Raw genomic sequence first — 12791 nt, 5'->3', positions numbered from 1 at the left:
CTTGGTCAGGGAGACGTTGCCGCCCTTGGACAGGCTGACACCCATGGAGTTCTCCTCTCGCGGTTCTGTTACTACAGTTGTAACAGCTCGAAGCCCCTCGCCAGGCGGCCTCGCGCATACCGGCGTCCATCCCGCCGCGCGGCCGCCGTTACCGACCGCGCCCCCATGACGATCTCCATGAGGCGCACTCCGTGGCCGGCACCCCACCGGTACCCGCGCCGATCAACCAATCAGGCTTGGACATGGTCTGCGATGTTTCAGCCTGCCGCCTCGAAGGTCGCCGTGATCCGGCCTCGTGCCACCGTGCGCTCGGCGATGGCCGCCAGCGCCTTCCTCAAGGGAGCGCCCCGGCCCAACCGCACCTGCTCACTGAGCGCGTAGACCGTGAAGCGGTAGCGGTTCCGGTCTCCCCTTCGCGGGCACGGCGCGGCATAAGCCGTGCCACCACTGGTGTTCGCCGCTTCCACCGCCGTGGCCGGACGCGCGTCTTCCACCAGTTCACGGGTGTGCCCGTCGATGTTGACGATCACCCAGTTCACCTGGGCTCCCGCCGAGGCGTCCGGGGTATCGACCACGATCGCGAACGCCGCGGTCGAACCGGGCGCCACTCCCGACCACCGCAGCGGCGGCGTCCTGCCCAGTCCGCCGTGGGCCGCGCAGACGTAGCGGGCGGGGAGCGCATGCGTGTCCATGAAACTGGGGCTGGTGACGGTCATATCGGTGACCTCCACGCTCTCGGGCGCGATGAACCTACTCAGACCGCAGCCGCTGGCCATCCCGAGCACAAGGGTCAGACACGCCACCCCGGCCGCGCCAGGCGAGCGCTTCCGCACGATGATCACAATCTCCCCTTGCCCTCGACGCCCCGGCCCGAGCGCCGACGCGAGCGGCCATGAGCCCGTGCGCCGGCGGCGACCTGCGTCCGAGCCGGGTGGTGTGATGCAGGACTCCTTCATCGGCGTTCGCCTGCTGCCCCGTGACCGAAGTGCTACAAGTGTAGTAGCTAAGCCGAAGTGATGGTCCGTCCTGTCGCGGCGCGGCGACGGCGGTTCGTCGCGCCGGAGCACGGAGCGAGTCGGGGTGAAAAGGTGCTGTAGCAGCTCTCAACCGAACCTGCTCACCAGGGGGCACCGTCTGAATTATCGAGAGTGCGCGCCCACAAGGAGAATCGCCTGACCGGGAAACGACTTCGGTCGGCCGCTGCAAAGAGAAACTGCTACTACACTCGTAGAAGATCGCCGGTGAATCTGATACGGCGGCTGACAAAAGGGGAGATCGCCGATGGCCTTCTGGGACAAGCTACGCGAGTCGAGTCAGACCATGCAGACCCAGCTCATGGCGAAGAAGAACGACCTCAAGAGCGGCGCCTTCCGGGACGCGAGCATGGCGATGTGCGCGCTGGTCGCCGCCGCCGACGGCTCCGTCGACGCGTCCGAACGGCAGCGGACCGCATCACTGATCACCTCCAACGAGGTCCTCCAGAACTTCCCGGCCGCCGACCTGCAGCAGCGCTTCAACGGCTACATCGACAAGCTCACCGCCGACTTCGACTTCGGCAAGGTCGGCGTCCTGCAGGACATCGCCAAGGTGAAGAAGAAGCCTAACGAGGCCCGTGCCGTCATCCAGATCGGCATCGTCATCGGCGGCGCCGACGGGAACTTCGACGACAACGAGAAGGCCGTCGTCCGCGAGGCCTGCCACGCTGTGGGCCTGGCCCCCACCGAATTCGAACTCTGACCACACCCGCTCGCTTGCCTGGCTGACCGGGGTACCACGTGCTGCCGCTGGGCCCCGAGCCCGGCCCGCCATCACTCCCGTAGTAGCCGTGCAGGCCACGGCCGCGCTGGAACCACCGTCGTGCCGCTCAGCCGCGGCGCGGCGAGCCCGAGATCTCCGCTGCACAGTCCAGATGCACGCAGGTGCACCACGCCGACGACGTCGTCCAGTTCCCCGCCCGCGATCACCGGGCAGCGGGAATGGCCCGCGTCGGCCAGGACGGTGCGGGCGCGTCCGACCGGCTGGTCGTCGGACAGGGTGAACACCTCCCGGCGGGGGACGAGCACCTCCCGCAGCGTGCGCTCCTGGACATTCAGCGCACCCGAGATGATCAGCCGCTGCTCGGCGTTCAATCCCCGGTGCGCGGACACCATGTCCCGCAACTCCTCGGGGCTGAGCTGCTCTTTGTCGGCGCGGGGATCACCGCCGAGCACCCGCACCACCACGTCGGTAGACGCGCCCAGCGCCCAGATCGCCGGACGCGACACCATCGACAGCACGTCCAGTGGACGGGCGACCAGCAGCGCCCACCGCTCAGCGAACTGCATGGCCAGCCGCTTGGGCGCCAACTCCCCCAGCACGAGGGTGATGAAGGTCAGCACGACCGTCACCAGCGCGATGGCCACCGCGTCGGCGGCGCCGCCCAGAAAGTCCAGCGGAGACACCAGCGGCTCGGCCAGCGAAACGGCGGCGGTCGCCGAAGCCAGAAATCCCGCCAGGGTGATCCCGACCTGGATGGTGGCAAGAAACCGGTTGGGGTCCCGCGCCAGCCGGACGAGCTTGCGCGCGGCCGCGCCTCCCCGCCGGTCCAACCGCCGCACCTGCCCCTCCCGCAGCGAGATCAGTGCGATCTCACTTCCCGCGAACACCGCGTTCAACAGGACCAGCACCGCGACGAGTGCAATGTTCAGCCAGTAGTCCCCCATGACAGGCCCTCCGCCATACAACTCTCACGAGATCGTCCCGCACGACAAACTACACTTGTAGATGATGGCGGCCGAACGGATGGCCGTCGACGGACGGTATGCACCACACCCCGGCCACCGGGAAATGCCCAGATCGTTCGTCAGTGCAGGGCCAGCAGTTGCAGCAGGCAGGCTGCGGCGGCGTGGTCCAGGTGGAGGGTCGCACCGGTCAGTGAACTGGTGACGAAGCCGTTGCCCATGAACAGCAGCGGACCCGTGACCGTGTTCCGGCCGGGCGGTGCGTCCAGCAGCGCCTCGACGCGCTGCACGACCCCGGACTCGGCGAACGCGGCGGCGGGCCCGGTGGTGCGCGGGTGCGCGAGGGCGGCCTTGGCGATCGTGTGGGCGACGAAGGCGCGATCACCCACCGCTTCGGCCGCGTCTTCGTCCGCCCACCGCTCGACCGACAGCCGCAGCCGGTCGTCCAACGGCCGCAATGGCGGCAGGAGCGCGGACGCCAGGGCGCCGGACGCCGTATAGCGGTGGTGGTGGTGGCGCAGGTGAGACGATTCATGCTGGAACACCACGTGGAGTTCGTCGGCCGTGAACCCGCGGAGCAATCCCCGTGACAGCAGCACTCCGCCGTGCCGCCCCGGGACCGCGACGGCGATCGGAACGTCGGTCTCCAGCGGTTCCCTCGCCTGTACCCGCGCGGTCCGCAGTTCGGCCATCCATCCGGCGGCGGTCCGGCCAGTGATCAGCAACGCGGCGCCGGTCAGCAGCACCGCCGGGACCCCCACCATGTCCGGGACCGGCCTGTCGTCCCCGAACAGCGCCCATTCGGGGACGTGCGCGGCGGCGGCAGGCGCCAGCGTCGCCGCATAGTTGACCGACACGAAGAACCCGGTGCCGAGCGCGGCCACCACGGTCATCGCGCAGGTGGTGGCCAGCAGCCGCGCAGACCAGGACGGATGCAGCGGTAACGGCACCAGGCCGAATACCGCGCTCAAGGCCAGCATGACCGCCAGCGGCACAACGGTGAACCAGTTCACCCGCCGCCCCCCGAGCCCTTGAGCATCTCGCGCAGGTGGCGTGCCTCCTCACTGCTGAGTGTCCGGACGAACCGGTTCAGCACATTGACCGGATCGTTCGCGTGGCGCAGATGCTCATGCATCCGGTCCGCCACCAGCTCCGACTCGTCCACGGCGAGCCGGTAAAGGTAGTGTCGGCCGACCCGGGCCCGCGAGACGAAACCCTTCTCGTGCAACCGGTGCAGGACGGTGTTCACCGTCGTGTACGCCGGTTCGCCATCCAACCGTGCCACCAGCTCCGCCGTCCTGGCCGCCCCGCCCAGCGCCGCCAGCGCGGCGAGCACCTCAGCCTCCAGCTGTCCCAGCGGCCTGCGCGATGGGCTGCGCGACACCGGCCTCACCCCTCTGTGCGGAGGACGTCGGGCTCCAGGTAGATCAGCCGCGCGATGGGCACGGCCTCCCGGATCCGGGCTTCGGCATCATTGATGGCCTCGGCGACCTCCCGGGCGTCATCCTGCAGATCCACGGCGACCTTCGCGGCCACCAAGAGTTCGTCGGGACCCAGATGCATGGTGCGCATATGAATCACTGAGGGAACATCCCGCCCCTGCACGATCGCGTCCCGGATCAGGCGCACCTGCTCGGCGGTGGCGGACTCGCCGATCAGCAGGCTCTTGACCTCGGTGGCCAGCACGACCGCGATGGCCGTGAGCAGGACGCCGATCGCTGCCGTACCGATTCCGTCCCAGACACCGTCGCCGGTGATCAGGGTCAGGCTGACACCGACCAGCGCGAACACCAGGCCGGCCAGCGCACCGGCGTCCTCCAGGAGAATCACCGGGAGTTCAGGGGACTTGGACCGCCGTACGAACTGCACCCAGCCCGCCTTGCCCCGGACCCGGTTGGACTCCTTGACCGCCGTGCGCAGCGCCATCGACTCCAACGCGATCGCCACCAGCAGCACCACGATCGGCACCCAGTGCCACTCGGTGATCCCATGCGGGTCACTGATCTTGTGCCACGCCTCGTAGAGCGCGAACAGCCCGCCCAGGCTGAACAGCACGATCGCCACGATGAACGCGTAGATATAGCGTTCTCGCCCATACCCGAACGGATGCTCCTCGGTGGCGCGCCGCCGCGCACGTTTCCCGCCGATCAGCAGCAGCGCCTGGTTGCTGGAATCGGCCACCGAGTGGATCCCCTCGGCCAGCATCGAAGACGAGCCCGTCAGCGCGAACGCCACGAACTTGGTGACCGCGATCCCCAGGTTCGCCACCAGCGCGGTGACCACGGCCTTCGTACTTCCTTCGGCGCTCACATACCCCCCTGGTGCATCGGTCCGTCCCGGCGCCTTCTCCAACGAAACTGCTGCGCCGTGACTCGAAACCAACCATCCAACTCGTCTCGGTCGGCGCGAGATCGTTCTAACTACACTTGTAGCAGAACAGCGGAACGTATGCCGCGTTTCCGCCCGTGCCCAGCACGGCCCTCATCGGCGCCTTGAAGTACCCTGCGGACGGGGCCAACCTTGGCGTCCACGCGCGGCTCGGACCAGCAGGCGTGACCGTCCAGCCCCTTCTGCGCAACGCCTGCGCTCCCACGGCCTCTCCCTGTCTGAATATTCGATGTGAGACTCCCCGACCGTCACGGAGCACCAACATCCGAAGCGTTCAGAGACCACCTCACCGGCCGGAGCGATCTCCGGCAACGAGTCGCCCAAGGTGGGAAGCTCAGGCCTGGGGAGGTTCACCGAGCAGCATCACCTTCTATGAGGCGACAGCGTCGAGTCGCCCTGCACGGCCGGCTTGCTTGACCAAGCGACCCCAGCGCTCGCTGCGCCCGAACTGGCCGCCGATCACCTTCCCTGGCGGCAGATCTCCCTCCGGCGTACGATTGGCCACCGCCCAGCACCACGCGCGTTGCTGGATGTCAACATCGCCCGTTCCTTCCACAAGAGACGAGTGCCGTGCTCGCGCCCTGTCATCACCATTTGGTTCCTGGGACGGTTCCGATGAGCGCATGAGCTCAATCGAACGGTTTCTGCGTGACTTCCCTGAGGACCTGGGCCGGGAGGCTGACTTCCTTACACGTTCACCCGAGAACGCCATGTTCAGGCGCAGATCCTGATGAGAATTCTCAGGAGAACTACCAGTCGGCGCGGAGACCCCAGGAACGGGTTCATGAACCCTATGCGCCCTCTCTGAGGTAGCTCTTGGGTCAGTGCTATCGTGCTCGACAAGTCCCTCCACAGCGGTATGTCTAATTTGCCGCATCAGCAACTCATATGCACCGATGAGCGCGCAACTCGGCCAAGCGGCGATGAGCCGGCCGACCACCGATGGCTCGGCGACGGCGACATTGGCGGCCAGGCTGGCGGTACTGCCCAGCACCAGCAACGTCCACGGCAATATGCCGCTGCGGCGACCCTGCCGGGAGTCGACCAGCAGCGACATCGAGACCACCGCGATCATCCCGTCCACGCTCACCGGCAGCAGCGCCGCCGTCCAGGACGTTTCCCCGTACCGCAGCACCAGTTGATACATGTGCTTGTAGCTGATCACTGCGGCGATTCCGGCCAACACGATGACGCTGACCGTGGAGGCCCACCGGATCACCCGGTCTCCCCTAGAAGACGCTGTGCTGGCCACGGGCGATCAGTCCTCAGCCTCGTCGACCAGGGCTGCGGTGTTTAGAGAGCCTCAATAGTTAGAGTTACCGAACGTGTCTTGTCGGTTACTGGTCTGTCGGGTTGGGGTGGGTTACCTGTGATGGATGCGGTATGGCGAGGGCGGCGGGTTGACCGCCGAGGGGCGGGCGCGGCGGGAGTCGCTGCGGCTGGAGGCGGCCGGGTTGTTCGAGCAGGGCTTGCTGTCGGATGCGCAGATCGGGCGTCGGTTCCGGGTGACGCGGATGTCGGTGAACCGGTGGCGGCGGGCCTGGCAGGCGGGCGGGACGGCCGCGCTGGTGTCCAAGGGCGCCGGCGGCGCCAGGTGCAAACTGACCGATGAGCAGCTCACATGCCTGCAGGAGGCGCTGGAGCTGGGTCCGGCCGCGCACGGCTGGACCGAGGATCAGCGGTGGACGCTCGAGCGGATCGGCGAGGTGATCTGGGAGCTGTTCGCGGTCTCCTACACCCCGGCCGGTGTGGACGTGCTGCTGCACCGGATCGGGTGGAGCGTGCAGGCCCCGTCCCGCCGTGCCACCGAACGCGACGAGCAGCAGGTCCAGAACTGGCGGGCGGAGGTGTGGCCGACGGTGGGCAGACCGCGGCGGACCTGGGCGCCTGGATCTGCTTCGAAGACGAAGCCGGCCAGGGGCTGAGGCCGCCCAAAGCCACCACCTGGGGACGGCGTGGACGCACACCGGTGGTGCGCGTCACCTCCCGCGGCACGCACCGTGTCTCCCTCGCCGCCCTCGTGGCCGTCAAACCCGGCCGGCGTCCCCGCCTGATCTACCGGACGCACGCCTACCACGGCCGCAAGCACGAGAAGAAGGGCCTGGACGAAGGCGACTACATCCGCCTGCTGGATGCCGCTCACCAGCAACTCGGCGCACCGATCGTCCTGGTGTGGGACAACCTCAACGCCCACCGCTCGGCCCGGATGCGCCGCTACATCGCCGCCCGGGACTGGCTGACCGTCTTCCACCTGCCGCCGTACGCACCAGAACTCAACCCCGTCGAGGGCATCTGGTCACACCTGAAGAGATCCCTGGCCAACCTCGCCAAACACACCATCGACCAGCTCATGCGGCTCATCAAGACCCGCCTGAAACGTATCCAGCACCGGCCCAACCTGCTCAACGGCCTTCTCGCCCACACCCACCTACCACTCTGGTAACACCAACAATTGAAGCTCTCTAGTGGCACTTCGCCCAGGGGAAGTGCGATATAGGCAGAAGGTTCGTGTTCGACCTCGGACACACAGTTTGGATATAACCGGCTGTTTTCGGGCATTCCAGAGTGCCCCTCGGTGCCTGGTTTGCGCCCGAGAGGGTCGGGTCGTTGGACGGATCGATCAGATCACGCTCGGAAGGCTGACGGTTCCGCACCTGCCGCCTGGTGTAGCGCGGGTTGGCCAGGATCGTCCGTACTGTGGGGCGTGGAGCCGGGCGACGGGTACGCGGCCGGAGTGCTTCCGGGCATGCTCATCACCAGCCTCGGGTGCGGCTTGAGCCTGCGCGCCGCGACGGAGGGCTCCTCGTTCGCGCTCGCCATCGCAGCGGGGCGGCGGTGCGCGCGGACGGGGGCGTCACGCGAGTCAGGCCTTGGCGCGCTGCCGCTTGAGGCGGAGTTCCTCCTTGCGGACTTCGGCTTGGACGGCTTGCTCGCGTTCCAGCCAGTCGGGCCTTTCGGCCTTCAGGTTCTCGATCTCGGCCGTGGTGAGGGTGCCCGTGATGCCGGCGCGGGCCAGACCCGAGATGGAGATGCGGAGCCTGGCGGCGACGACCTGGCGGGGGTGGGGGCCCTCACGGCGCAGGGTCGCCAGCCATGAGGGCGGGTCGGCTTGGAGCGCGTTCAATTCTTCCCGGGAGACGGGACCTTCCTGGAACTCGGCAGGTGCTGCCGACAGCAGGATCTCCAGCTTCTTGGCCGCGGTCGCGGACTTCATGGTCTGCGAGGTCTTGGCTTTGGACGTGCCCATGCCCCAAGGGTAGCCAGCGGAAGGGAATCGTCTGGACGTGACTAGGGTGGCCGAGTGACCGATAGTGAGTTCCGGCTGGCCTACGTGCCGGGCGTGACGCCCGGGAAATGGGCCGGGGTGTGGGCCGAGCGGGTCCGGGATGTGCCGCTTCGCCTGCTGCAGATGCCGGCGGCCGAGGTCGTCCCCCTGCTGCGGAGCGGTGGCGTGGACGCGGGGTTCGTACGCCTGCCCGTCGACCGCGAGGCCCTCCATGTGATCCCGCTGTACCGGGAGACGACCGTGGTCGTGGTGCCGAAGGATCACGCGGTGGCAGCAGCGGAGGAGGTTCAGCTCGCCGATCTCGCCGACGACGACGTGTTCGAGCCGCTCGACGAGGTCTTGACCTGGGACGACCGCCCCGGGCAACCTGCCTTCACCCGTCCTGAGAGCACCGTCGGCGCGATCGAGTTGGTGGCGTCGGGAACCGGCGTCCTGCTGCTCCCGCAGTCTCTGGCACGCCTCCACCACCGCAAGGACCTCACCTACCGAACCGTGACCGACGCTCCTCAGTCCCAGATCGGCCTGGCCTGGCTCGAGGCCGTGACGACCGACCTCATGGAGGAACTGATCGGCATCGTCCGCGGCCGCACCCCCAACAGCTCCCGTGGCCGCAATCCCCGGCAACAGCCCGCCCGTAGGAAGCCACCGCAACAGCACCCCGACTCCAAGCGCCGCCGCCAGAAGCGCCGCCGGAGCTGACGAGAGTTCACGCTCACCGACAACACCCCGCCAATATGGTGAAGCCCTCCGCCATTTGACTCGCACACGACCGGAAACCGGGAGAACATCCGGGTGTACGCGCATGGGGGGAAGCTCAAGGCACCGTCAAGGGGCCTCGCGATGACGCGCTCTTAGAGCCCGACATTGTCATTTGCTCGGCTGGGGAACATTGCAGGCGGCGGTGGGATTGAGACCGATGTAGTTGAGCGGTCCAGAGGCCAAGGTGATTCCGATCGTGGCGATTCTGGCGCAGCTGCCGTCGAATTGGGTGTAGTAGTGGCGCTGTCCCGCGGCGAGCGCTCCTATGATCAGCCAGGCGATGAGCATCCACCGTCCGGACCTCATCGCTACCTCCGGTGACCGCTTCGCCGACGCTGGCATACGACAGTAGCGACAAGATCGTCCATAGTTAAGCAAGTCGGGCCGGGTGTGTCATGTCACCGACGTCCCGCGCGGCCGCCGGCGAGATCAACTCCTACGACGTCGGCGGACCGCTGCGCCCGGACCGGCTCCGATGGCGGGAACGTGCGGGGGCGTGCAGCCTGGCTGCACGCCCCTGGACTCGCCGGTTCTCGATGGTGCGGCCGACGTCAGTGCCGCTTTGCCCGGGCCAGTTCGGCGCGGGTGTGGATCCGGTTGCGCCGCTTGGCGACACGCAGGAACAAAACGGTGGGCACGATGCACACCAGGATGGCGAAGATGCTGGCCTCGGGGCCGAAGGCACCGCCGGTCAATGCCGGGGGGCCGCCGACGGAAGCGTCCAGCAGGCCGCCGGCGCCGGTTCCCGAGCCGGAGACGCTGGTGCCGAAGATGCCCTGCTCGGCCACGTTCCAAGCCAGGTGCACGCCGATCGGCAACCACAGCGAGCGGGTGGCGGCATAGATCGCGCCGAGCATGAGCCCGGCCTCGATGGCGATGGCCAGGGCTCCCCAGATCGTCGCGTCCTCGTTGACCAGGTGCAGGCCGCCGAAGAAGAACGCTGAGACGGCCAGGGCGCCCCACGTCCCGGTCTTTTCCTCCAGCACCCGGAACAGCACGCCGCGGAAGGCCAGTTCCTCGACGACCGCGACACCGGCCATGACCCCCAGCGTGGTCAGCGCGCCGCCGATCGAGCCCCAGCCGTGGACGCTGTAGCCGCCGAACAACGCGACGAGCGCGATGGTGACCGTGAACAGGCCCAGGCCGAGGAGGGCGCCCCGGAGCAGTCCATGCCGGGCCTGTGCGGGGGCCAGCTCCCCGAGCGGGCGGCGGCCCTCCAGGTAACGCACCGCCCAGACATAACCGGCCAGGGCGAGCCCGCCACAGGCCACCCCGGCGATCAGGGCGGTCAGCGGAGTGGCGTCGGCGGCGCCGTTGATGGCACTGATGATCGAGGTCACGACCAGCATCAGCACGAACAGCACCGGCAGGCGAACCCACGCTGACGCCGCCCACCGCGGGGGGCGCCCGGCGTCCTTCTCGGTAGAGCCGGTCGGGTGGACACCGGCACCGGCCGGTCGCGGTGACTGCTGGTCGCTGGATGTCATAGCTTCCTCCTCAAGGGCCCCCGCTCGCTGCGGGTGGCCGCCGCTCTCGACACCGAGAAGCTACGGCCGGCGAACACGGTGGGTAGTCACCAGCGAGTAAGCACTTGCCGCGTCCGCGGGTCCCCCGAGCGAGCTACCCGCCGCCCTCTTCTGGGAGGACGCCGAAGCCGGCACGGGACGCTACGTTCACTGTGCGAGTCCGTTCGGCAGTGCGGTGCCGCGTGGTGCGGATGCCGGACGGGCGTACCGAATGGGAGTGAGCCGCCGACCACATCCCGTTTCTCGTACCACTCGGCGCTCGTACCTACCGGATCGTGAATGATGATGGAAGACCAGGCAGGTCATGAACCATCGGGCCCGGCATCGCCTGCACCGACGGATCACGTCCTCCGCACTGAACGGCCGGGAGCCGTCCGTCCCGGGACGCAGCCCTCCCGGGCCAGGGCGGAATCGAACATGCGAGACGGCGGTGCCTTCGCACGTGCGCGGCTGGTAGCCGCCGCAACCGTTCGGCTCCGTTCGCTGTGGTGCTGGTGGAGCTCACGCTCTACCGCCACCAGGGACGGTGAACTCGCGCTCGTTTTCACGCTGCTGTCGTTCGCGGCGCCGCTGTCGCAGGTCGCGCCGCAGTTCGGAGACCTTCCCACCCGCCCCGCCTCCGTCGCGAGCGTGCTGCTGACGCTGGGGATGACCCTGCCGATGGCGGTGCGTACCCGTTGGCCGGCCGCCTGCCTGGCGTTGGCGGGGACCTCTTTCGCGGTGTACGCGTGCCTGGGCTGCCCGCCGAGCTTCGGCAGCCTGGGGCTGTACATCGCGCTGTACTCCGCGGGCGCCCATCAAAACCGCCTCCGGCGGGTCGTGGCGGCAGTGGCGACGGCCGGTTACCTGGTCTTCGCCATCGCATTGCACGAGCTGGGCTCACCTGCCGGCTTGACCGACTACCTGCTCTTCTACATCGTCCTGGGGGTGGCGTTCGGGCTGGGTGCCATGGTCCGCGGGCGAAAGGCGCGCGAGGCCGAGCGACGGTACCTGTTCGCTCAGGCCGCGATCGCCGCGGAACGCAGCCGCCTGGCCCGGGAGTTGCACGACGTGGTGACCCACCATGTGACCGCGATGGTGGTGCAGTCCGGAGCAGCGCAGTACCTCACCGAGTCGCCGGAGAGCGTCACCGAGGCCCTCGGCGCGATCAACGGCACCGGCCGCCGCGCGCTGGCCGAACTCCGATTCCTGCTCGGCGTGCTTGAGGCGACCGGCGAGTCGGCGCCCTCGGACCTGACACCGATGCCGGGCCGGGTGCCTGATCTGGTGGAGCAGATAAGAACGGCCGGCCAGCCGATCGAGCTGGTCGAGGACGGGGAGCAGGAGGACATGGCCATAGGCGCCCAGCTCACGGCGTACCGCGTCGTGCAGGAATCGCTGACCAACGCCGTGAAGTACGCCGCCGGGCGGAGGACACTGGTGCGGCTCGCGCACACTCCCGACTGGACCGACGTCGAGGTCACCACCGCTGGGACGCCCGGCGGGGCGCCCGCGTCCTCCGCCCTCCGCGACGGCGGCCCGGACGTCTCGGGAGGCCGCGGCTTGGCCGGGCTGCGAGAACGGGTGGAGATGCTGGGCGGCGAGTTCACGGCGGGGCCCGGTCCGGACGGCGGGTTCCACGTGCACGCACGCATCCCCGCGGGAGGTACCGCGTGAGCGTCCCCCCTGCTCCGATCAAGGTACTGGTCTGCGAGGACCAGGCCCTGGTGCGCGCCGGCTTCGTCACGATCCTGTCCTCCCAGCCCGACATGGAGGTCGTGGGCGAGGCCGGGGACGGCCGAGCGGCGGTCCGGAGAACGGAGGAACTGAACCCGGACGTCGTCGTCATGGACATCCGCATGCCCCTGCTCGACGGAATCGAGGCCACCCGCCGCCTGGCGGGCCCCGAATCCTCCAGCCCGGTGAAGATCCTTGTCGTCACGACCTTCAACGTCGACGGGTACGTGTACGAGGCTCTGCGCGCAGGCGCCAGCGGCTTCATGCTGAAGGACGCCTCACCCCCCGAACTGATCAACGCGGTACGCACCGTCGCGCGCGGCGAATCCCTTCTGGCGCCCGTCGTCACCCGCGCGCTGATCGGCCGCTTCGCCGGGCATCTACGCCCCTCCACCG

The 12791-nt window shown here is 68.4% G+C and carries 14 protein-coding genes and 1 pseudogene; 6 read left to right on the top strand and 9 right to left on the bottom strand.

Translation table 11 applies throughout. The annotated features are described in order from the left end of the window. Positions 1-257: 257 nt before the first annotated feature. On the bottom strand, positions 258-842 hold the full coding sequence (locus tag E1281_RS29985; protein WP_243717566.1) for a YbhB/YbcL family Raf kinase inhibitor-like protein: 585 nt from the start codon (positions 840-842) through the stop codon (positions 258-260). Positions 843-1281: 439 nt separating this feature from the next. Between E1281_RS29985 and E1281_RS29980 the strand changes: the two genes are divergently transcribed. After that, positions 1282-1737, top strand: a complete 456-nt coding sequence (locus tag E1281_RS29980; RefSeq protein WP_131883078.1) for a TerB family tellurite resistance protein — start codon at positions 1282-1284, stop codon at positions 1735-1737. A 182-nt stretch (positions 1738-1919) separates the two neighbouring features. Here the strand turns inward: E1281_RS29980 and E1281_RS29975 are convergent. From E1281_RS29975 to E1281_RS42700, 5 genes and pseudogenes are all read right to left on the bottom strand, one after another. After that, positions 1920-2702 (bottom strand): annotated as a pseudogene (locus tag E1281_RS29975) (hemolysin family protein); the annotation flags it as partial. Positions 2703-2842: 140 nt separating this feature from the next. Then, positions 2843-3733 (bottom strand): M48 family metalloprotease, encoded by an 891-nt coding sequence (locus tag E1281_RS29970; protein ID WP_243717564.1) that lies wholly within the window; start codon positions 3731-3733, stop codon positions 2843-2845. Next, positions 3730-4104 (bottom strand): BlaI/MecI/CopY family transcriptional regulator, encoded by a 375-nt coding sequence (locus E1281_RS29965; RefSeq protein WP_131883076.1) that lies wholly within the window; start codon positions 4102-4104, stop codon positions 3730-3732. The genes E1281_RS29970 and E1281_RS29965 overlap by 4 nt, the downstream gene beginning before the upstream one ends. 5 nt (positions 4105-4109) lie before the next feature. Beyond that, the gene (locus E1281_RS29960; protein WP_131883075.1) at positions 4110-5030 is read right to left on the bottom strand and encodes a cation diffusion facilitator family transporter; all 921 of its coding nucleotides are present in this window, start codon (positions 5028-5030) and stop codon (positions 4110-4112) included. Positions 5031-5478: 448 nt separating this feature from the next. After that, positions 5479-6255 (bottom strand): DUF2637 domain-containing protein, encoded by a 777-nt coding sequence (locus tag E1281_RS42700; RefSeq protein ID WP_279433663.1) that lies wholly within the window; start codon positions 6253-6255, stop codon positions 5479-5481. Between the two features lie 229 nt (positions 6256-6484). Between E1281_RS42700 and E1281_RS29950 the strand changes: the two genes are divergently transcribed. Together E1281_RS29950 and E1281_RS29945 are read left to right on the top strand one after the other, a co-directional pair. Further along, positions 6485-7033 carry a winged helix-turn-helix domain-containing protein gene (locus E1281_RS29950; RefSeq protein WP_131883073.1) on the top strand — a complete coding sequence of 183 codons (549 nt, stop codon included), beginning with the start codon at positions 6485-6487 and terminating at the stop codon, positions 7031-7033. Continuing rightward, complete coding sequence (locus E1281_RS29945) at positions 6958-7551, top strand: transposase (RefSeq protein ID WP_165959167.1); 594 nt, start codon at positions 6958-6960, stop codon at positions 7549-7551. The genes E1281_RS29950 and E1281_RS29945 overlap by 76 nt, the downstream gene beginning before the upstream one ends. Before the next feature lie 420 nt (positions 7552-7971). Here the strand turns inward: E1281_RS29945 and E1281_RS29940 are convergent, their stop codons facing one another. Further along, positions 7972-8355, bottom strand: coding sequence for a DUF5997 family protein (locus E1281_RS29940; RefSeq protein ID WP_131883072.1), 384 nt, complete (start codon positions 8353-8355; stop codon positions 7972-7974). A 54-nt stretch (positions 8356-8409) separates the two neighbouring features. Here E1281_RS29940 and E1281_RS29935 point away from each other — a divergent pair, with 54 nt between their 5' ends. Beyond that, entirely contained in the window at positions 8410-9093 is a 684-nt protein-coding gene (locus E1281_RS29935) for a LysR family substrate-binding domain-containing protein (protein ID WP_243717560.1), read from the top strand. Between the two features lie 168 nt (positions 9094-9261). Here E1281_RS29935 and E1281_RS29930 read toward each other — a convergent pair whose 3' ends face one another. Together E1281_RS29930 and E1281_RS29925 are read right to left on the bottom strand one after the other, a co-directional pair. Continuing rightward, the gene (locus E1281_RS29930; RefSeq protein WP_243717558.1) at positions 9262-9441 is read right to left on the bottom strand and encodes a hypothetical protein; all 180 of its coding nucleotides are present in this window, start codon (positions 9439-9441) and stop codon (positions 9262-9264) included. A 263-nt stretch (positions 9442-9704) separates the two neighbouring features. Beyond that, positions 9705-10640, bottom strand: coding sequence for a type II CAAX endopeptidase family protein (locus E1281_RS29925; protein WP_243717557.1), 936 nt, complete (start codon positions 10638-10640; stop codon positions 9705-9707). A 456-nt stretch (positions 10641-11096) separates the two neighbouring features. Between E1281_RS29925 and E1281_RS29920 the strand changes: the two genes are divergently transcribed. Beyond that, entirely contained in the window at positions 11097-12335 is a 1239-nt protein-coding gene (locus E1281_RS29920; protein WP_131883070.1) for a histidine kinase, read from the top strand. Continuing rightward, positions 12332-12791: response regulator transcription factor (locus tag E1281_RS29915; RefSeq protein ID WP_131883069.1), on the top strand; the 460-nt coding region annotated here is incomplete at its 3' end. The genes E1281_RS29920 and E1281_RS29915, both read left to right, overlap by 4 nt.

The sequence above is a fragment of the Actinomadura sp. KC345 genome, from assembly GCF_004348515.1.
Taxonomy (GTDB): Bacteria; Actinomycetota; Actinomycetes; order Streptosporangiales; family Streptosporangiaceae; genus Spirillospora.
The sequence above is the reverse complement of the archived record's forward strand: the minus strand, read 5'-3'. Positions and strand labels throughout refer to the sequence as shown.